The organism is Snodgrassella alvi wkB2 (assembly GCF_000600005.1).
GTDB lineage: Bacteria > Pseudomonadota > Gammaproteobacteria > Burkholderiales > Neisseriaceae > Snodgrassella > Snodgrassella alvi.
Genome location: NZ_CP007446.1, coordinates 419,809 through 440,832 on the forward strand (window position 1 = coordinate 419,809; position 21,024 = coordinate 440,832).

General features: G+C 45.0%; 14 protein-coding genes. 8 read left to right on the top strand and 6 right to left on the bottom strand.

Features of this window, described 5'->3' with window-relative positions:
• Window positions 1-26 precede the first annotated feature (26 nt).
• Both recB and recC read right to left on the bottom strand, forming a co-directional pair.
• The gene (gene recB, locus SALWKB2_RS01845) at window positions 27-3,653 is read right to left on the bottom strand and encodes an exodeoxyribonuclease V subunit beta (protein ID WP_025329988.1); all 3,627 of its coding nucleotides are present in this window, start codon (window positions 3,651-3,653) and stop codon (window positions 27-29) included.
• Window positions 3,653-6,877 carry an exodeoxyribonuclease V subunit gamma gene (gene recC / locus SALWKB2_RS01850; protein ID WP_025329989.1) on the bottom strand — a complete coding sequence of 1,075 codons (3,225 nt, stop codon included), beginning with the start codon at window positions 6,875-6,877 and terminating at the stop codon, window positions 3,653-3,655. Before recC ends, recB begins: the two co-directional genes overlap by 1 nt.
• 251 nt (window positions 6,878-7,128) lie before the next feature.
• On the opposite strand from recC, the gene SALWKB2_RS01855 reads away from it, so the two are divergent.
• Complete coding sequence (locus tag SALWKB2_RS01855) at window positions 7,129-7,500, top strand: hypothetical protein (RefSeq protein WP_025329990.1); 372 nt, start codon at window positions 7,129-7,131, stop codon at window positions 7,498-7,500.
• A gap of 77 nt (window positions 7,501-7,577) precedes the next feature.
• Here SALWKB2_RS01855 and dsbD read toward each other — a convergent pair whose 3' ends face one another.
• On the bottom strand, window positions 7,578-9,437 hold the full coding sequence (dsbD, locus tag SALWKB2_RS01860; protein ID WP_237749810.1) for a protein-disulfide reductase DsbD: 1,860 nt from the start codon (window positions 9,435-9,437) through the stop codon (window positions 7,578-7,580).
• A 149-nt stretch (window positions 9,438-9,586) separates the two neighbouring features.
• On the bottom strand, window positions 9,587-10,360 hold the full coding sequence (gene folE2 / locus SALWKB2_RS01865) for a GTP cyclohydrolase FolE2 (protein ID WP_025329992.1): 774 nt from the start codon (window positions 10,358-10,360) through the stop codon (window positions 9,587-9,589).
• Between the two features lie 256 nt (window positions 10,361-10,616).
• Here folE2 and SALWKB2_RS01870 point away from each other — a divergent pair, with 256 nt between their 5' ends.
• The 7 genes from SALWKB2_RS01870 (at window position 10,617) to SALWKB2_RS01900 (ending at window position 19,115) form a co-directional block, all read left to right on the top strand.
• Complete coding sequence (locus tag SALWKB2_RS01870; RefSeq protein ID WP_025329993.1) at window positions 10,617-11,774, top strand: trans-sulfuration enzyme family protein; 1,158 nt, start codon at window positions 10,617-10,619, stop codon at window positions 11,772-11,774.
• A gap of 20 nt (window positions 11,775-11,794) precedes the next feature.
• Entirely contained in the window at window positions 11,795-12,577 is a 783-nt protein-coding gene (locus SALWKB2_RS01875) for a J domain-containing protein (protein ID WP_025329994.1), read from the top strand.
• A gap of 47 nt (window positions 12,578-12,624) precedes the next feature.
• Entirely contained in the window at window positions 12,625-13,401 is a 777-nt protein-coding gene (locus SALWKB2_RS01880) for a ferredoxin--NADP reductase (RefSeq protein WP_025329995.1), read from the top strand.
• A gap of 107 nt (window positions 13,402-13,508) precedes the next feature.
• Complete coding sequence (locus tag SALWKB2_RS01885; protein WP_025329996.1) at window positions 13,509-13,925, top strand: DciA family protein; 417 nt, start codon at window positions 13,509-13,511, stop codon at window positions 13,923-13,925.
• A 446-nt stretch (window positions 13,926-14,371) separates the two neighbouring features.
• On the top strand, window positions 14,372-17,041 hold the full coding sequence (gene secA, locus SALWKB2_RS01890; RefSeq protein WP_025329997.1) for a preprotein translocase subunit SecA: 2,670 nt from the start codon (window positions 14,372-14,374) through the stop codon (window positions 17,039-17,041).
• 267 nt (window positions 17,042-17,308) lie between these two features.
• Complete coding sequence (locus tag SALWKB2_RS01895) at window positions 17,309-18,085, top strand: ferredoxin--NADP reductase (protein ID WP_025329998.1); 777 nt, start codon at window positions 17,309-17,311, stop codon at window positions 18,083-18,085.
• 112 nt (window positions 18,086-18,197) lie between these two features.
• The gene (locus tag SALWKB2_RS01900) at window positions 18,198-19,115 is read left to right on the top strand and encodes a lysine exporter LysO family protein (protein ID WP_025329999.1); all 918 of its coding nucleotides are present in this window, start codon (window positions 18,198-18,200) and stop codon (window positions 19,113-19,115) included.
• Window positions 19,116-19,124: 9 nt separating this feature from the next.
• On the opposite strand, the gene SALWKB2_RS01905 is transcribed toward SALWKB2_RS01900, so the two are convergent.
• Together SALWKB2_RS01905 and SALWKB2_RS01910 are read right to left on the bottom strand one after the other, a co-directional pair.
• The gene (locus tag SALWKB2_RS01905) at window positions 19,125-19,553 is read right to left on the bottom strand and encodes a hypothetical protein (RefSeq protein ID WP_144353310.1); all 429 of its coding nucleotides are present in this window, start codon (window positions 19,551-19,553) and stop codon (window positions 19,125-19,127) included.
• A gap of 461 nt (window positions 19,554-20,014) precedes the next feature.
• Window positions 20,015-20,275, bottom strand: coding sequence for a hypothetical protein (locus tag SALWKB2_RS01910; protein ID WP_025330001.1), 261 nt, complete (start codon window positions 20,273-20,275; stop codon window positions 20,015-20,017).
• Between the last annotated feature and the right edge of the window lie 749 nt (window positions 20,276-21,024).

The window sequence follows — 21,024 nt, forward strand, 5'->3', positions numbered from 1 at the left end:
CTGGAATGGTTAATATACCGCAGCTGCTATACTTTGTCATGTTCTACTAGCCATGGTCTGAGACTGGCTGTGTCTATATCCCATTTCCATATGCCATTCTGGTTGTGCGGATTAAGTCCGCGCAGGAAGAGATAACGTACGCTGATACTGGGCGGCAGCTGCCGGCGACTGTGCAGAAATCGTGCACAGGCAATGCTGTAAACGAGTGCCTGAAGGTAGTAATGATGTCTGGCAATAGCCTCGTCCATGTTTTCCTGAGTATAGTCTGACAGACGATTTCCCAAATGGTTGGATTTGTAATCAATAACATATACCTGACCATGCCGGTCTTCGCCTAGAAGATCGATAGCCCCGTTGATAAATCCGTTTACCGTAGCAAAATCCAGCTCCTGTGCCGCCTGAACACAGCATTGCGGTAATCCGGATGCGTGGTTAAACCACTGTTGTAAATCTGCGATACTGAAATCGGCAACCCGCAGCATGAAATTCATTTCAGCCACTCGTTGTGCTTTAGGTATGTTTGCAATAATGGTTTGTGGTGACAGCTGGCATTGGCGTACGGTATCAGTAAGCGTCTGCATGGTGGCGCTGTGCCGGCTGTCGAAACCATAACGTGCCAGACAGTCGAGAATATGCTCCTGTTCCGTTGCAGTAGCCGGCAGGCTGAATTCGGTCTGTTCCAGTATGGCATGCAGACAAAGTCCGGCGTTGATACCGCGCTCGAATGCGAGCACAGGTGTTTCCGCTTCTGTATCGGGGCTCAGCGGCTGAATCTGTACTTCAGCCTGATCCAGCGCAGGTGCTATTTTTTCTTCTTCCGGAGCAGATTCGCGGTGACTGTAATCATGCCGGCTCAGACTGGTGAAGCTGGTATAGCGTATGGATTGAAAAGTCCTTACTGTCGGTGTTAGTGCACGATAAGGTTGTTCGGGTTTTTTACTGATATCAATACAGGCAGGGTCTACATTACCTTCACACCATTGAAACAGCTCAGGGTTGCCGGCAGCCAGACATTGATGCCATGCAGCACGTAAAGTACTGGGCAGATTGGGCTTATGTGTTTCCTGCCAGAATTGGCGTGATTCTTTCAGGGTATTGTCCGGCTGACCGTCCAGTAGCCATGCCATGGGGTTACTGGCGGTATTGTTGCAGGCTGCAGTGTACAGTATCAGTTGTTCGCGTGCCCGGGTAAAGGCTACATAATACAGACGCAAACGTTCGGCCATACTTTCGCATTCCAGCTCATCCCGGTCGCTGTCACTGAGCAAACTATTGGCAATCAATTCCACTTTATCCTGCTGATGCAGACGTTGCCAGTGTTCCTGATTATTAATGGTCTCTTTACCATCCCATGCAAACGGACAGAATACCACCGGATATTCCAGCCCTTTGGAAGCATGCATGGTCACAATTTTAACCAGTGCTTCATCACTTTCCAGTCGCAGCAGACTGCTTTCACCTGCTGACCGTTCGTTGCCGATGGCACTGGTCAGCCAGTTCAGCAGGGCGTTGGCCGTCGGCAAGGTTTGTTCAGCAGCAGCCAGTAATTCGGCCAGTTGCCACAGATTGGTCAGGCTGCGCTCATTGCGCTGTGTAAGCAATCTGATTTCCATGCCGGTCTGGCCGGCAAACCACTGTATGGCAGGATAAATACCATAGTGCAGCCATTGTTCGCGGGTTTGCAGTGCCAGCTGTATCCATTCGCTCAGTGTATTTTCATTCCGGTTCAGTTCTGCCAGCTGTGCTGCTGTCCAGCCGAACAATACACCGCCAAGGATAAAGCGTAATGTTTCAGTGCGCTGCGGTTGCAGCCAGAAACGTAACAGAGCCTCGACAGCCTGTGCCTCAGTGCTGGAAAAAACTGAATGGTTTCCAAGAGAGACGCTCATGATGCCGCAGCGTTTCAATGCGCCGGCAATCATGCGGCCTTCATTATGTGAATGCACCAATACGGCAATATCGCCAGCCTGTAACGGCCGGTTACTCAGTAGCAGTTCTCCGCGCATACCCTGATTAATCATGCCGGCAATTTCATAGGCACAATATTCGGCCGCACGTGTCCGCAAACTGTCTTTATTCGGGATAATTTCCGCTCCCTTATCGCTGACATCTATTTTTTCATGCAGCCAGCGCACCACTACCGCCGGTATAACAGTATTGCCGTGACTGTAATGCAGACGGTTATTTTCTGCCTGTGCCTGTACCTGCGGATAGCTGATACCCTCAAGAATAAAAGGCAGCTTTTTGCCGCTGAATAGGTGGCCAATGGCCTGTACCAGTGCCTGATGGCTGCGGTAATTAGTAGTTAGGGTATAGCGCTGCTGTGGCGGGGTATCGGCAGCGGCACGCAGATAGGCGTGAATATCAGCACCACGGAAACGGTAAATAGCCTGTTTCGGGTCACCCACCATAATAAGCGGGCGGTTTTGTTCGGCAAACGCGGTTTTGAAAATTCGGTACTGCAACGGATCAGTATCCTGACATTCGTCTACTAGTGCAATCTGCCATGTTTGCGCCAGTGCTGCGGCCAGTGTTTCAGACATGGGATTATCCGCAGACAGTGCCAGACCCAGATCTGCCAGTAAATCGTCAAAGCTGCGCTGGTGGCTGTTGCGCCGGTGCTGATTCAGACACTGGCGCACGTAGTTAAAACAGTCCAGCTGTAATTGCAGTGATATGCTGTCTTCTGCAGTCAGCATGGCAGTAACAGCTTCTGCCAGTTCGACCAGTGGGGCAATGTTAGCTATCAGCTCATTATTGAGTGTTTGATTTTTTTTGGTGTTTTCCTGTAGCTGGGATGAAGCCAGTTTGGCACATTTTTCCAGTACAGAAGAAGAAAAAGAATGACAGTTTACTTCGCTTTCCATTACCTGCTGCAGGTCGGTGAAAAGCTGCTGATAACTTTTCTGGCGGTAAATATTACCATTTAGTTGCTGATGTAACTGCCAGAATGAATCCTGAATAAGGCTGAAATGTGTACATACGCTCTGCCAGGACTGTTGCCAGCAGTTATTTATGCCGGCTATATCCGCAACCGGCGGCTGGCGTACCTGTAAATCTACCATGCCGCAGTGCCGTCCCATTTCCTGCATAAGCCGGGCAGGGGTAAGTTTGTAAGCGACGGCCAGAGTGGCCATGCTGCTGTTATTGCTTACCTGCTGCCGCCAGAAGTCTTCGGCAAACCGGCACAGCATTTCCGGATCAGTTTCAATAGTTTCCGTATCAAATGGTGTCTGGCATAAAAAGGCATAATCAGTGAGTACGCGCTGGCAGAATCCGTGAATGGTGTAAACGGCTGCACGGTCAAACTGGGTAATGGCCGCCTGCAGACGGAGAATCAGGCTGGCATCATCATCCTGACTGCGGGCACAGTCAATCAGCTGTTGCAGTACCGGATCATTCTGTTCCGCAGGCAGATTATTTTGTAACAGAGCCAGAGCCTGATTAAGGCGGGTACGCAGACGGGTTTTCAGCTCCGCTGTAGCTGCTTTAGTAAAAGTGACCACCAGAATAGCGTCAACCGGCATACGTTCCAGTAACACCAGCCGTGCAAACAGGGCGGCAATGTTAAAGGTTTTCCCGGTACCGGCAGAAGCTTCAATCAGGCTGCTGCCGTTTAAGGGCATGGTAATCGGATTTAATGCTTGGCTCATTATAATTTATCAGCGGTTTCCAGCACTGCTGTCATGGGCAGCAGTAATTCTTCAATCAGTTGCCAGAACAGTGGGGTGTCAATCGGCAGTTCTTCATCGCGGCCAAATACCTGAGCTACTTCGGGATAGTCGGCCTGCAGTTTTCCATTATGGCTGTCTGCATAGACTTTAAACGCGGTGCTGCGTTCTTCGGCACCATATTCGGGTGCACGGTTTTTCTTTTGCCGGTTACGATACCATTTAAGGGCAGTGGTAAGGCTGGTTTTCGGAAAAAAGGGCAGTGGCCGGCTTTGTCCCAGCCGGTAATACTCAAGCCATAAAGCCAGTTGCGCTTGTGCATCAATCAGGCTCATTGCTGCCAGCATGCGCGGTTTGGCCGGATAAAGCTCATATGTGTCCTGTGCACCTTCGCTTTCAGTAGCGCAGAGGAGTAAATGGCGCAGATATAACTCAATATTATCCGGTGCTGTCGGGGTGTGATTCCGTTCAATCAGTTGCCCGCACTGATGTAAACGGCTGATGTTGCCACTTAGCTGTAACTGTTCGTGTTCAAAAATAAAGGCAATATCGGCGACAGCGGGACTGAACAGTATGCTGCTGTCCAGAGCCAGTGTCTGATTGCGTAAAACCTGGCTGACAATCACACCCAGCTCGCCTTCAGGCACCAGTCCGCTTACTGCCAGTGCTGCATCTACCTCAGCAAAATCCAGATGCTGCCGGCGTGCACGGGTATAGGCAGTATAAATCGATGCACTGTTTTCAATTGCAAACGGTTCTGCTGCACTGACTGGTGTTTCCTGATAGGGTGCCTGCCATTGTAACTGCTGCTGAAGCCAGTGACGTACCGGATTACGCCAGAACCGGATAAAGGATTCAATATCAACTTCCTGATTCTGTTTTTCCGGTTCAGTTATTTTTGCATAAAATGGCTCAGGCTTAACTATATTCTGATTCAGGGCTGTGGCGTAATCACTGCGGCAGCTGATTAAATCACCGTTAAAATAGCGATAGGAAAAGGGTTGTAACGGGTGTCTGATGATATGCTGCTGATTAAATACCAGCGGATTACAGCCGGTCATGGCGGCCAGAACATCGGTCAGCTCATAAAGCAGAGCAGAGGGAGCCAGTTCTTCGTTTTTGCGAATATCTTTACCGATATACGACAAATACAGTTTTTCGCGCGCACTTAAAATAGATTCAAGAAACAGATAACGGTCATCGTTACGACGGGCACGATCGCCGCGGCGCGGATGCTGTGCAATCAGGTCGAAAGCAGCAGATTTAGTAGTACGGGGAAATTCGCCGTCATTCAGACCGAGCAGACAGATACAGCGAAAGGGCAGGCTGCGCATCGGTACCATACTGCAAAAGGTAATCCCGCCGCGCAGAAATCCGGCCTGACGGGTAGTGGATAAATAATTCTGCAAATGCTCGATTGCAATAGCCGGTTCAATAGTCAGATTAAATTGTGCCAGTGCTGCCTGTGCCTGCCATTCAGCCAGACTGGTTTCCAGTTGCTGCATGGCATGTCCGGACAGAGAATCGGTATCAGCTAAATCCCGCAGAAGTTGTCGTGTACGCGCAATCCATTCGGAAATAGTAGCTGCTTTTTGCCAGCAGCTATGATGTTTAATCAGACAGTCTATTAACTGTTGTGCGCATGCCAGAATTTCAGTCTGACCAATATCACCGAACCATGGAAGCTGTTGCTGCCACAGTGCCGTATATTTATTTTCCGGCAGCAACCAGCCGAGTACCGTACGTTCACGCGCCTGCTGCCAGGTAAAGTGCTTACCCTGTCCGCCATATTCATGACGCATATCTGCATCCACACCCCAGCGTACCCCTTGTTCACTCCAGACACGGTGAATCAGTTCTGCATCGCTGTCGTTCAAAGCAAAACGTGTGCGCAGAGCAGATTCATCCAGCAAAGGCAGCACAGTTTCTATATCAAACCGGCTCTGCATCAGTTGCAGCAGTTTTTCGAATAATTGCAGTAGTGGTTCATGCAGGCTGATTTTAACGTCAGCAATATTGTAGGGCAGAGCAGGCGTGTCGCCCTGCGTTTGTCCGAATACTGCGTGGATAAAAGGCAGATAAGGCCCAATATGTGGTGTAAGTACCGCAATATCCTGCGGCTGCCATTGCGGATGTGCGGCCAGATCCTGAATCAGCTGCTCTTTGAGAATTTGCAGCTCGCGCAGGCAGGAATGCGCCGCCACAATCTGAATGGAATTATCATATTCCTGCAGCCGGTAGGGTGGTTCAGACTGTTTCGGATGTTGCAGGCACTGAATGTCGTTTTGCAGCCGGTGTAACAGAGTATCTGCCACTTCATCACACTGAGCATAGACAGAAGGCATATACACTACTTCACCCAGATCATTGAGTGCATCAAAAAAATCCCGCCCCTGTTTGCCCAGACTGGCCAGTAAAGGATGACCAACCACACTCAGGTCTGTTTCCTGACTATTGAGCAGCATATCTGCTGAGAGCACATTGCCCCAGTACTCAGCACACGGGTTTACCGCAAATATATGCACATCAGTATATTGGGCTATTACCTGTAATGCATGCAGATAAACCGGTGCCAGTGTGGCAATACCGAATACGAATATCCGCTCAGGTAAATGTTCAGAATCAAGTTTGCTCAGAAATTCCTGCATTAAGCCGGCGCGGTGTGGTAAATCTGATTCATTGTTCAGCCAGCGCCATAGCTCTGCCTGCCATTGCTCATCTTCACCCAGATTCGCAGATTTATTTTCCTGCCAATTATTTATCCAATCATTGCGATAGATTAAATATTGGTCAAACATATCAGCAAGTTTTCCGGCCAGATGGTAAGGTGCCTGAGTACTGCTATCAAGATAAGAATGTAGTGCGGTAGCAGTTTGGCATAACTGGGGTTGTCTGAATGCCGGGCTATGAAACAATCCCAGTAAGCGCCAGCGCAATACTTCTGACTGAAACGGGTTAAGCGCTGGTGTTTGCGGTAAGACCTGATGAGTTAATTGCCAGATGTAGCTGGCCGGCAGACTGAAATGCAGATTAGCGGCAATACCGTGCTCCTGAGCCAGATAGTGATTCAGATAGCGGCGCATACCCTGACTCTGTACCACGATTTCTGTTGCAGCCCATGCTGACTGTGGTGAGGTATGCTGATATATGCTGGCAAACAAAGCAGCTAAATCAGATAGTTGATTGGATTGATAAACATACAGCATAACAGCATCCGGCACCAGTTAAGACTGTTATTATAGCTGTACCAAAGTAACTTGAGCGATTAGCCGAATACAAATTTGCTCCTATGCCGATTTTATTGCTATGACATAAATGCATGTTTACAGATATCAAATTAAAAAAATTTCTTTATAAAAATAGTTAATACTGGTCAAAAGCTGGAAAAAATTGGAAAATAGGTAATTAAATACTCTGCCATAATTAAAATACTGGCAATATAAAGAAGGATATCACAGTGAGATTTGATGGCGTCATTGATGAGTTAGCGGCAACTAAAGGTGTCATGGCGTGTGCTGTCGTGGATTATGAAAGCGGAATGTTTATAGACGGAGTTAGTCCGTCAGGCATGGATCTTGACATTCTGTCCGCCGGCAATACCGAAATTGTGCGTTCAGAAATAAAGGCTATTGAGCGCCTTTATGGTCAGGACAACAATGAAGATGCTATAGACGATATTCTTATCAGCCTGCATAAACAATATTATTTATTGCGGCCGATGAAGAATGTTCAAGGTGTGTTTATGTTTATGGTACTCGACCGCAAAACAGCCAATCTGGCACTGGCACGGCGCGCTTTAAAAGTGGCTGATCGTCATTATCAGGATTGAAACACACTCAAACAAAAAAAGTAAGCACTGTTAACTCTCTGTGCAACAGCCTCTTTGCAAGCAAAGAGGCTGTTAATTTATTGTGCTTTCTGTACTTGTTTGTCATACCAGCTTAACAATTCTGATGCCGGTACATAGCCAATCAGTGGCTGGCTGCGATAGCCGTTTCTGTGTACAACAAATAATCCCGGAGGCCCGTACAGACCATAGCGTTGCATCATTCTGCGTTGTGCCGGCGTATTATTGGTTACATCAATCTGCAAAAAACGCTTTTCTTCAATTACCCGTCTGACTGAAGCTTTACTTAAAGTAAATGCGGTCATTTCCTTGCAGGATATACACCAGTCTGCATAAAAATCTACCAGTACCGGCTTATTCGGATCTTCATCAAACAACTCTTGCATAGCCTGACGCAATTGTTCCGGCTTATCGAAATAACGACCAAAATGCTGACCGTTTGGCGGAGTTAAAGTAAGAAAACGATGTAAAGGTGTCACACAGTTCATTATGCTGGCAGAAACAAAACCAATGCCACAAGCCAGAAACAGTATACCGGTAATCGCATTAAACCAGCGCTGGCGTGCTGATGAATGATACCACTGCCAGCCTAAATAGATTGCCGGTATCAGCATCAGCAAAGTATAAATAGTGACTACCAGATAGTAATTCAGAAACGGAGTGGCAATATAGGTAGCGGCACCCAGCAGCATCAGACCGAACAGATATTTGACGCCAATCATCCACTTACCGGCACGGGGCAGAATATGCACACCGAATACAGAAATCAGAATCAGCGGGATGCCGGTACCCAGTGCCATAACATACAGAGCCATGCCGCCCAGAGCAGCATCCCCGCTCTGAGCAATATAACCCAGTGCAAAAGCCAGCGGTGGTGCGACACAGGGGCCGACAATCAGCGCTGACAATGCCCCCATTATCAGCACAGAGAGCAAATGTCCGCCATGAAAGCGGCCGCTGACCCGCTGAAAAAACGTCTGCCAGCGAGCCGGCAACTGGATACTGTATAAATCAAACATTGATAAAGCCAGTATCACCAGTATGGCTGCGGCAGCCAGCACTACCGCAGGCTGTTGCAGCCATCCGGTCAGAAACGCACCGGTACGGGCAGTAACAATACCAACAATAGTATAGGTAAAAGCGAGCCCCTGTACATAAACAAATGATAGGATAAATGCCCGCAATTTAGTGGTTTTCCGGCGGGTGCCCATTACGATGGCTGATACTATCGGCAGCAGCGGATACATGCATGCTGTCAGACTCAATCCCATCCCGGCAATAAAAAAAGTCATTAAATTGGTAATCAGTGTTGCTCGGGAAAGCTGAAACAGACTGTCTCCGCCTGAGCTGCCTGACCACTCCGGTGGCGGAGCTTTAACCGGAGGATCAGTAAAAGTATCCGGCGGGACTGGCTGAATATGTGTTGATTGTGGCGTAATACGATATTTGCCGGTACGGCTGATGGTAAATGTATTTTCTACCGGCGGATAACAGATTCCTGCATCTGCACAGCCCTGATAAGATAAAGTTAACTGATACGGAACAGTCTGTGCATCTGCCTTATAGTGCCAGACTGCATCTGCATGATTGTAGTAAACCTGCTGGGTACCAAAAAACTCATCGTGCTTTTGCTGTCCCTGCTGGATAAATTGTCCTTCACCAAAGATATCCGCCGGTTCAGTAATAATCTGAATTTTATTCCGGTACAGGTAATAGCCGTCGGCAATAACAAAATGTACACGAATATCCTGATTATGAACAATCAGTTCCGGTACAAAAGCCTGTTCCGGCGGTAATAAATTTTTATTGTCCGCAGCCAGTACCGCACTATTCAGCCCCAGCAGCAATACCAGCAGCATAAACAGCAGTTTTAACAGGGAAGCCATACAGACACGAGAACGGGTAGGATTGTGATACATAAAAAATGGTCACTGTAACCAGTGTAATTTCAACCTGAACAATCAACAAAGAAAATGACTACCGGCAGAACCGAAGGGTAGTCATTATCTCCCCTTAAGTGCTTTCTGATTTCGTTTACCAGATAAAGCTAAGTCTGCAAACAATCAGTTTACGGGTATTGTATCAGTGCATAGGCAGAATGGTTATGAATAGATTCAAAATTTTCACTTTCTACAGTAAAAGACTGAATACGTGTATCAGTTTTTAGCGCAGTAGCAACGTCACGAACCATATCTTCAACGAATTTGGGGTTATCATAAGCATATTCAGTGACATACTTTTCATCCGGCCGTTTCAGCAAACCGTATAACTGACATGAACCCTGTTGTTCTACCAGATCAATAATTTCTTCAATAGCAATTGATTCAGTGCATACCAGCGTAACAGTGACATGTGAACGCTGATTATGCGCTCCGTAAGCAGAAATTTCCTTACTGCACGGACACAGGCTGGTAACCGGAATAATGATCTGTAATGTTTGCTGATAAATACCAGCCTGAATTTCGCCACTGAGTACCACTTCATAATCCAGCAGGCTGGAAATACCGCTTACCGGAGCCTGCTTTTGCCGGAAAAAAGGAAAGCGCATACTGATTTTACCTGCTGTTGCCTGAAGTTTTTCTAACATAGCGGTAGTCAGTTGCCGCAGTACAGCAAAATCAATACTGTCATGCTGTGTCTGCATTAACTCAATAAAGCGTGACATATGTGTGCCTTTCTGTTCGGCCGGCAGTGACACAGTCATGGTTAAATCAGCAACAGTATGTTGTTTACCTGCAGCACAAATAATACTCAGCGGCAGGCGTAAGCCTTTCACACCAACCTGATTGATTGGCATATTGCGTTTATCAACACTGCTTTGCACATCGGCAATAGTGTCCATTCTGATAATTTTCCTTGCAAAACAAATCTGAATCCAGCCGGCGCAGTATAGTTAAACCACAGAAACCGCCGGCATATAAGGCATAAAATTATACTGTATGCCTTAATTCCGAGCAAATCAGTCGGGATTAGTGTAAAAGAAACAGCATGCTGCCTGATAACCAGAGTGCGTGCTAAACTAGCAGCCTCAGTATTAATGCCGTTACCCGTATAAACAGCTGTCTGAACAGCAAAACCAGTAATCAAACGGAGAAAATATGAAATTTGCCACACAGACCATCCATTCCAGTTATCAGCCGGAAGAGCATAACCGTGCCCTAATGCCGCCTATTTATCAGAACAGCATGTTCGCCATGAATGAAATCGGCGAAAATATTCCGTTCCGTTATGCGCGTATTTCCAATCCGACACGGCAAGTACTTGAAGACACAGTCGCCGAGCTGGAAAATGGCTGTGCCGGTTTTGCCTATGGCAGTGGTATGGCCGGAATCGATGCTGTGTGGCGTACTTTTCTGCGGCCGGGTGATACCATTGTTGCGGTAGCCGATATTTATGGCGGAGCTTATGATTTATTAACCGAAGTATATGCCCAGTGGGGTGTTAACGTTATTTTTGCCGATCTTACCAATCCGGATAATCTGGACCGGATACTGGCACAGACCAAAGTAAAAATGGTATGGCTGGAAACCCCGAGTAATCCGCTGCTGCGTCTGGTAGACATCGCTGAACTGTCTGCTAAAGCCAAAGCTGCCGGTGCCATTGTCGGTATGGATAATACTTTTGCGACACCCTACGTACAGAATCCGCTGAATCTGGGTGTGGATATCGTCTTTCATTCCGCAACCAAATACCTGTGCGGACATTCAGATGTGCTGATGGGTATTGTTGTGGTAAAAGATCCTGCACATGCAAAATTATTACGTGCCTTAAGTATTAATACCGGCGGCGTGGCCGGTCCGATGGACTGTGCACTGGTATTACGCGGTATCAAAACACTGGTTGTGCGTATGGACCGGCATTTGTCTAATGCGGCTGAGCTGGCCAGACGCTTGCAACAGCACCCTGCGGTAGAAAAAGTATTTTATCCCGGTCTGGCAGAGCATGAACACCACGATATCGCCTGTAAACAGATGCAGCATGGTTTTGGCGGAGTGGTCTCCATTTATTTACGTCAGAATAGTCGCGAAGCAGCCAATAGTGTGATAAAAAATCTGCGCATGATTCGGATGGCGGCCAGCCTTGGCGGCGTCGAAAGCCTGATTAATCACAGTGCCAGCCAGTCGCATAGCGGCATGAGTAAGGAAGTTAAAGAATCTCTGGGCATCCGTGAAGGCCTGCTGCGCATTTCAGCCGGTATCGAAGATATTGAAGATATCTGGGATGATATCAATCATGCACTCAATACCTTGATTTAACCTGTGTAAGTGAAAAATCCGTGCACAATTATTATGAAGTATTAAATGTTGCTCAAGGGGCATCCGACGAAGTTATTCGTGCGGCCTATCGGGCTTTGTCACAAAAATACCATCCTGACCGCAATCCGCATAATCCGCAGGCACATCAGCGTATGGCTGAGATTAACAAAGCATATGCAGTATTGTCTGATCCGGAGCAGCGCCATCATCATGATGTGTGGATTGCGCGGCAAAGCCTGCAGGCAAGGTTGTCGCCAGCCTTGCTGGCGCGCCGGCAGACACCATTTGCGCCTCCGGTTTTATTGCCTAACCATCAGGATAAAGTTGTCGACCTGCACGAACGCGGTCATGGCTGGTTATGGATTGTGGGGATTGCCGTACTGATTGCTATGGGCGGAGTGTGGTGGAGGCTGGCATATCCGCCGGCTGATAACGTTAATGAGCAGAGTAGCATGCCCGTTACCGCGGCACCCAATGGACAGCTTTTTCCGCTTAAAGCTGCTTATGTATCCGGTTATCCGGTTTTGCGTGAGCGCGGCAATAACAATATTGTCGTACATGCCACCTCCTTGCAATCGCCGGTATTTGCCCAATTATACGAATTGCACGCCGGTAAATTTACTGCTATACGCACCTTTTATATTCCGGCAGGCGAAACCTTTACCCTGCATAAAATCGGTGATGGCAGTTTCAGCCTGCAATACCAGCGTATTAATGATGGAAAATGGGCAGTAAGTGATGGTATTGAAATCAGTCATACCGAAGCCAGCCGAAAATATCAGGATATTGATATCAGACTGTAATCATACTGTCACCGCTCAGGCGGTGGTACATACACAGGAATAACTGCATGCAGGCTGCCGTAGAAGCCAAATTTACTGAAGAAACCGTACTCTGGGTTAAACAGCATACCCCTAAACTGCTGACTTTTGCCATCACTCGGCCTGAAGCCTATCGCTTCAGTGCCGGTCAGTTTTCGCGTCTGGGCTTTCGTGACGGCGCAGGTTTTATCTGGCGCGCCTATTCTGTTGTATCTGCCGAATATGCAGATACACTCGAATACTTTGTAGTATTGATTGAAGGCGGACCGATGAGTGCCCGGCTGGCACAATTGCAGGCGGGCGATTCTATACTGCTGGATAAAACCGCTTTTGGCTTTTTTCTGCCGGGGCGGTTTACTGACGGCGAGCAGCTGATTATGCTCAGTACCGGCAGCGGCATTGCGCCGTTTCTGTCTATGCTGCAACAGCCTGCTGTCTGGGAACGTTTCCGGCATATCGGGCTGGTACATTCTGTTTCACATGCCAATGAACTGATTTTCAGTCAGCATATCAACGAGTTAATCCATCACCCTCTGATTGGCGAATATACAGACCAACTGACTTACCAACCGGTGGTTACCCGTGAACCTACTGCCGGAGCACTCGGTCAGCGTCTGCCGCAATTATTGCAGAATGGTACGCTGGCAGAGGGACTGGGTTTGAATTTCAACCATGAACAAACCCGTTTTATGCTGTGTGGTAATCCGGCCATGGTCACCGATACTTTTCAGACCTTACTGGATATGGGGTATAGCATGCACCGTAACAAAGTACCGGGACAGATTATTATGGAAAACGGCTTTTAATCACCGGATAAAATCAGCTCCTGATATAACGAGTGTAAACTTAGCTATAACTTTCAAACTAAACCAAATATTCTGATGTCACCGGCAAATTAAGTTAGTATGGCAGTATGAACCTGAATCAATTCGGCAAAAAAAACGCCCAGCTTAATCAATTATTGCAGCAATCCGCACACTGGCAACGCCTGAGTAACTGTCTGAAACAAGAGTTGCCGGCAAGTATGCGAACTCAGTTTAGTGTTGCCTGTGTACGCACCGGCTGTCTGGTGGTGATTGCGCAAAATAGTATGGCTGCTTCACGTTTACGTATGGTGTTGCCGGCATTATTGCCACAACTGCGGCAGATTGATGCTTCAATTGAAACTGTAAAGGTTAAAGTTCAGCCGGCAGAATCAAAACCGGAAGCAGTAAAGCATGCCAGTTTAAGCCCTGTGGCGCGCGATACGCTGGCACGTTCGGCAGAAGCTTTAACACATCATCCGGAACTGGCGGCAGCACTGCGCCGTTTAAGTGAAAAGAGCAATTAACTATTTCAGTCTGTGTATTTGTCTGATGCTTTAAGCAATGAGAAATCAATTTAATCAGTATAACAAGATTAAATAAATATAAATAATATTTATTCAGTCCTGATTGTGAATCATTATTTTTGTACTGATGTGCAATCAACTATTTTTTAAACAAAATTCAGTTGCCGGAACAGTAATAATCGGTATTACATATAAATTTTCTTATCTTCACATAGCAGCGTTAAGGACGTGAGCAGCTTGTGTTGTGTCAGATAGTGCTTGGAAAAAAGGGTTTTACCATTATATTAAGCACCATAAACAGCAATCAGTAACTTCTGAACAGCTTCAGATTGCACATAATTGACACAGGCATGCAAACAGCCGCACAGCAGCGTAGGCGCTTGTGTTAAAATCTCCTATTTCAAGCTTACTATTTATTGCGCCAGCAGGTGCCGGACTGTTGATTTATGTTGAAAAACTTAGCTAAAAAAATTCTCGGAAGCCGCAACGACCGGCTTTTGAAACAATATCGTAAAGAAGTATCCAGAATCAATGCGCTCGAACCACAACTTCAAGCTTTAAGCGATACTGAACTACAGGCTAAAACTGCTGAATTCAAACAACGTCTGGCTGATGGGGAAAAACTCGATAGCCTGCTGGTAGAAGCTTTTGCCGTATGCCGTGAAGCCAGTAAGCGTGTACTCGGTATGCGGCATTTTGATGTGCAGCTTATCGGCGGTATGGTACTGCATTATGGCAAAATTGCCGAAATGCGTACCGGTGAAGGGAAAACACTGGTTGCCACGACAGCCGTCTATCTGAATGCTCTGACCGGTAAAGGTGTACATGTAGTTACCGTGAATGATTATCTGGCTGCACGTGATGCCGGAATCATGCGTCCGCTGTATGAATTTCTGGGCATGTCTGTCGGCATCATTATCAGCAACATGGATCATGCCGATAAAAAAGCCGCTTATCTGGCTGATATTACCTACGGTACCAACAATGAATACGGCTTCGATTATTTACGCGATAACATGGTAAGTGATCAAAGCGAAAAAGTGCAGCGTGAGCTGTCATTTGCAGTAGTTGATGAAGTAGACTCCATTCTGATTGACGAAGCCCGTACACCGTTGATTATTTCCGGTCAGGCTGACGATAACGTCACCCTTTATCAGGTAATGAATCAGATTCCGCCACAGCTGATTGCCCAGAAAAGCGAAGACGGTGAGGGCGATTACTGGGTAGACGAGAAAGCACGGCAGGTAGTGCTCAGTGATCAGGGACATGAGCATGCCGAGCAGATTCTCACCAAAATGGGTTTGCTGCAGGAAGGCGATTCCTTGTATTCCACCACCAATATCATGCTGATGCATCATCTGATGGCTGCGCTGCGTGCTTATACACTCTACCAGCGCGACCAGCATTATGTGGTACAGGATGGCGAAGTAATTATTGTTGACGAATTTACCGGCCGCCTGATGGCTGGACGGCGCTGGTCTGATGGTCTGCATCAGGCTGTTGAAGCCAAAGAAGGCGTGGAAATCAACAAAGAAAACCAGACACTGGCTTCCATTACTTTCCAGAATTTCTTCCGTCTGTATGACAAACTGGCCGGCATGACCGGTACTGCCGACACGGAAGCCTTCGAATTTCAGAATATTTACGGTCTGGAAACCGTTATCATCCCGCCAAACCGCCCGATGATACGTAAAGATCTGAACGACCAGATATATCGTTCTATCGAAGAAAAATACGAAGCTGTGGTTGCCGATATCAAAGAACGCCATGCCAAAGGTCAGCCAATCCTTGTTGGTACCACCAGTATTGAAAATTCCGAACTGGTATCCGCCTTACTGGATAAAGAACACCTCAGACACAATGTTCTCAATGCCAAAGAACATGCGCGTGAAGCGGATATTATTGCTCAGGCAGGCCGCCCCGGCATGATTACCGTAGCCACCAATATGGCCGGTCGTGGTACGGATATTGTGCTCGGCGGCAATATCAAACCGCAAATAGATGCCATTAATGCCGACGACAGCCTCACCGAAGAAGCGAAAAAAAGCGAAATCGACAAATTACAGCAGCAATGGCAGATTGACCACGATGCCGTGATTGCGGCTGGCGGTTTACACATTATCGGTACCGAACGCCATGAAAGCCGCCGTATTGATAATCAGCTGCGCGGCCGTGCCGGTCGTCAGGGTGATGCCGGTTCCAGCCGCTTTTACCTGTCGTTTGAAGATCCGCTGTTGCGCCTGTTTGCACTTGACCGTGCAACAGCCATTCTTAACCGTCTGGCTCCTGAACGCGGCGTAGCCATAGAAGCCGGAATGCTCAACCGTCAGATTGAAGGAGCACAGCGCAAAGTCGAAAACCGTAACTTCGACATGCGCAAACAAGTACTTGAATACGATGATGTAGCCAACGACCAGCGTAAGGTTATTTATCATCAGCGTGCCGATATTCTGGCCAGCAACGATATTGACGGTATGATGCAGGAAATACGCCATGATGCAATTGTTGATACTGTAGACAGCTTTATTCCGCCGGATAGTATGGAGGAGCAGTGGGATATTTCCGGTCTGGAAAACAAACTGGCTGCTGATTACAACATTGAAGTTTCCATCAATGACTGGCTTAAAGAAGACAACAGCCTCGACAACGAAAGCATTTCTGAACGTCTGCTGGATATAGTAGAAAAAGATTATGCTTATAAAGTCGAACTGGTTGGCATCGACACCATGCGCAAATTTGAACGCGACATTATGCTGCAAATCATTGACAGCCGCTGGCGTGAACATCTGGCCGATATGGATTACCTGCGTCAGGGTATTCATCTGCGCGGTTATGCCCAGAAAAATCCGAAACAGGAATACAAACGCGAAGCATTTGAAATGTTTCAGGCCATGTGGAGCAATATTCGCCATACCGTTGCTTCATTGCTGATTTCAGTGCGTTTTCAACCGGCCTCTGAAGAAGAGCAGCAAGAAGTATTCGCTGCTGATAATGTAGCAGAAGATGAAGATTTCAGCCCCGAAGCTCTGGAAGCACGCGGTATTGTTATTCGTCGTAACGATCCGTGCCCGTGTGGCAGTGGTTTGAAATACAAACTGTGCCATGGCCGTCTGTAACTGCGGATAAACCAGCTTAACATCAACAGGTTGCTATATTTATGGCAACCTGTTGATATATTTACTGCTGTTTAGATAAAACTGCCTGAAACAGAGTACTTTTATTAAAGTGAATACTCTAAAACCCATTGAACAGCACATCAAATTGTCTTAAAATTCACACCTTACGTCAGCAACCAGAGCATAAATGTCCCTGAATGGCAACAGAAAGCTGGCGTGTTTTCGGTTTACGCTAATAATACCGCTTTCCTTAACCATGGATAATTAATGGCAGCCTATAACACACAAAAAGTATTGTCTGTACACCACTGGACAGACGCATATTTCACATTTACCTGCACACGGGACGAATCATTACGTTTTCAGAATGGTCAGTTTGTGATGATTGGTCTGATGGTAGACGGTAAACCCCTGATGAGAGCCTACAGTATTGCCAGTGCCAATTGGGAAGAAGAGCTGGCTTTTTTCAGTATTAAAGTACAGGATGGTCCGTTAACCAGCCGCTTACAGCATCTGAAACCGGGTGACGAAGTACTGGTGAGTAAAAAGCCTACCGGTACCCTGATTGTCGGTGACCTTAACCCTGGCAAACACCTGTATCTGCTGTCTACCGGTACCGGTCTGGCACCATTTCTCAGCGTAACCAAAGACCCGGACATCTATGAACAGTTTGAAAAAATTATTCTGATTCACGGCGTGCGCTATAAAAAAGATCTGGCCTATTATGATCATTTCACCACAGAGTTACCCAATCATGAATATCTGGGTGAATTAGTACGTGAAAAACTGATTTACTATCCGGTGGTTTCCCGGGAAGATTTCATCCATCACGGACGCCTGACTGATTTAATGAAATCAGGTAAACTGTTTACCGACATTGGCTTGCCGCCGATTAATCCTGCTGACGACCGGGCGATGATTTGCGGCAGCCCCGAAATGCTCAGAGACAGCTGTGAAACACTTAACAGTTTTGGTTTGACTATTTCCCCGAAAATGGGGCAGCGTGGTGACTACGTTATCGAACGCGCTTTCGTTGACCAATAAAACCTGAACGTATATTTCACAGGCAGCCATTGTCACACAATGTGCTGCCTGTTCTGTACCTGCCTGTAGCTAAACCGTTTATTATCCCTAATTCTGCCGTATACAAATATCCATGCAAAATTTAATCTCCCTGCTAATCATCCTGATTCCCTTGTTTATCGGATTTTGCATACCCACACCGGCACGGGTTGTAAACTGGCTGAATTACGGGCTGGCATGGCTGGTATATCTGATTTTATTTCTAATAGGATTATCACTGGCGCAAGAACCCAATCTGGGCGCACAACTGGCTAATATCAGCTTAACAGTAGCGGTATTATTCGTCTGCCTTATCGCAGCCAACCTCCTGATATTTATCTGGTTTGACCGCCGTTATCCGTGGCGGCTGAAACGGCAGCAACAAACAGGCCAGTCCGGCAATACCAGTATTATGGGCAGTCTCAAGCAGGTTGGTTGTCTGCTTGCTGGGCTAATCGCCGGCAATTATCTCTCTTTTGACTGGCTGGGCAGCCCGCTGGCTGCTGTTAATAAAGCACTGATAATTTTGCTTTTACTGGTGGGCATGCAGTTGCGCAGCAGCGGCATTACCCTGCATCAGGTATTTCTTAATCGCCGCGGCGTTATCTGTGCCGGATTATTCACACTGGCCAGCCTGCTTGGTGGTTTGCTATTTGCCTTGATTATGCCTGATGTGTCTGTAAGTAAAGGGCTGGCACTCAGCAGCGGTTATGGCTGGTATTCACTTTCCAGCATTATCATGAGTCAGGCTTACGGTGCAGTCTGGGGCAGTATTGCCATGTTTAATGATCTGGCACGCGAATTCTTTGCCCTTATTTTTATTCCCGTACTGATGCGTCGTTATCCCACTACAGCCGTCAGCGTAGGTGGTGCAACCAGTCTGGATTTTACTTTGCCAGTAATTCAGTCTTCCGGCGGCATTACTGCCGTACCGGTGGCAATCAGCTTTGGTTTTATTGTTAATATTACTTCGCCAGTATTGATGGTGTTTTTTTCATCACTAAAGTTTTAACAGATAATATTAATTATGACAATTATTCCCTAAATATCCTTCACAAAATCGGCATCCAAAAACATAACTATTTTCTTCATCTAATGTATCTTTACCCGTAAATGAGTGATTACAGTATTGGCATTTAGAAATACCTGATGCAAAAGCAAAGCAGTTTAAACAAAAATAATAATCTTTTTCTAATTCGACACAAGAACCTTCTTTTTCACAGTACCCACAACTTACCCATTCTTGGTCTAAATTATCAGAATCAGTAGCATATATAGTTTTTTGATTATTGGCTAAATAGGTATGAATATCATCAGTTACAATTTCATCATCGCATTTCGTGCAAATTAGTGTGTTTAATTCTTGGGGTTCTAATTTTATTGAGGATGGAATTTTTAAGAGTATATCTGTTTTACAATTATGGCAATTATATTTAATTTGTAATTGCATTGTTTCACATACTTTACAGGTAAATTCTGTAATTAATTTATGGTATATATTTGTTTTAACTGATGACTTAAAGCTGCAAACATTACATGTTTCTTTAGTCTCATAACTTTTTAATTCATCCTGTAAGTTGTCATATTTAATTTGCAGATATGATTTATGCTTTAATAGCAATTTTGTAATAATCTTAAGTTCACTATAGAAATCCTTAAAGAATTCTTTCCATTGATTTTGTAATAATTTATCTAAATAATAAAGAGCCTTATATCGGTTTATGATAATCCTATTTTTGTCTTCATTTTGAGTTTCTTCTGAAAAAAAATGAATAATTTTATTTCTAAGTTTTCTTAATTCTTTAAAAACTTCATGATTAATTAAACAAAGACTATCTTCATCATGTTCTTCGAGAATTTTTTGAGCTTGGGAAGTGGTAATAGAACTAAACTCTTTGTTAATAAAATTTTCTATCGTTGCATTTTTTGCATTAAAAAAATTAGTTTCCAGTCAATTTTAATTATTCGAGCTTTGAGAAAAAGTTCAAAAGCAGAGCACATGCAAATAATAGAAACCTTCAAATCATTTTCAAAATAATTGACTGATTTTTCTAAAAAATCTATTGCATTATGCACAAGTAATTTAAAATGCTCATTTACTACTTGTTGTTCCTCAGCGTTAAGTGATTCAGTTGTTTTGTCTGAATCAGTTTTAATTTGTTTAATATCCATTTAAATATAATTTCTTTTTTAAAATACCAACAATTTTATTAATATAACTTATATTGTAAAGAAAAATATTACATAATTTAATAAAAATCCTCAAAATATCAGTTTTAATTAGTACCAGTATTATTTTTGAGGTTGAAATAATCAATTTTAAAAAGATAAGCAGTGGTTATTAAAAATTTATGTAAGAGAAATCGAAGAAAGTAAGAGAAATTTAATGTTAAGATTAAATTTTTTATGTAAAAATTAATTTGATTAAATATATTGTTTAAAAATATAATCTGATATATGGGTTTGTTTTAATTTAATCAAAGCTTAAATTCAGGGAGGATAAGATGGATTATAAGTAAGCATCAAGACAGAGATATATAAATTTTTTTATAAAAATATATATTGCCTGGCCATAAAATGGTTCATTCACCATAATAATCATTTAATATTATTTGCATAAATTGTATGCCAAATAAAATGAATGTTTTAATGCTTGTCAGGGACAACTACGGATAAATATCGGATATTTATTGGTATTTATTTTTAAAAAATATATTTTTATTAAAATAATATTTGTTATTAAGAATAAATTTTCATAATTTATTGCTAAAACAAATATAATAGAAAAAAAGGTGCACAAAATGTGCCAATTTTATTAGAATTAAAATAATTTATTAATTAATAACCTTTATGTGCAATAAAGACTTAAAGATTTGCTTAAAATCAAAACTTTATTGTATATAATTGTAGTTAAATGGAAA

Bases quoted from the DNA above. Each gene is read 5' to 3' on its own strand.
- recB (WP_025329988.1), bottom strand. From the start codon at position 3,653: ATGAGCCAAGCATTAAATCCGATTACCATGCCCTTAAACGGCAGCAGC.
- recC (WP_025329989.1), bottom strand. From the start codon at position 6,877: ATGCTGTATGTTTATCAATCCAATCAACTATCTGATTTAGCTGCTTTG.
- dsbD (WP_237749810.1), bottom strand. From the start codon at position 9,437: ATGTATCACAATCCTACCCGTTCTCGTGTCTGTATGGCTTCCCTGTTA.
- folE2 (WP_025329992.1), bottom strand. From the start codon at position 10,360: ATGGACACTATTGCCGATGTGCAAAGCAGTGTTGATAAACGCAATATG.
- SALWKB2_RS01870 (WP_025329993.1), top strand. From the start codon at position 10,617: ATGAAATTTGCCACACAGACCATCCATTCCAGTTATCAGCCGGAAGAG.
- SALWKB2_RS01880 (WP_025329995.1), top strand. From the start codon at position 12,625: ATGCAGGCTGCCGTAGAAGCCAAATTTACTGAAGAAACCGTACTCTGG.
- SALWKB2_RS01885 (WP_025329996.1), top strand. From the start codon at position 13,509: ATGAACCTGAATCAATTCGGCAAAAAAAACGCCCAGCTTAATCAATTA.
- secA (WP_025329997.1), top strand. From the start codon at position 14,372: ATGTTGAAAAACTTAGCTAAAAAAATTCTCGGAAGCCGCAACGACCGG.
- SALWKB2_RS01895 (WP_025329998.1), top strand. From the start codon at position 17,309: ATGGCAGCCTATAACACACAAAAAGTATTGTCTGTACACCACTGGACA.
- SALWKB2_RS01900 (WP_025329999.1), top strand. From the start codon at position 18,198: ATGCAAAATTTAATCTCCCTGCTAATCATCCTGATTCCCTTGTTTATC.
- SALWKB2_RS01905 (WP_144353310.1), bottom strand. From the start codon at position 19,553: ATGCAATTACAAATTAAATATAATTGCCATAATTGTAAAACAGATATA.
- SALWKB2_RS01910 (WP_025330001.1), bottom strand. From the start codon at position 20,275: ATGGATATTAAACAAATTAAAACTGATTCAGACAAAACAACTGAATCA.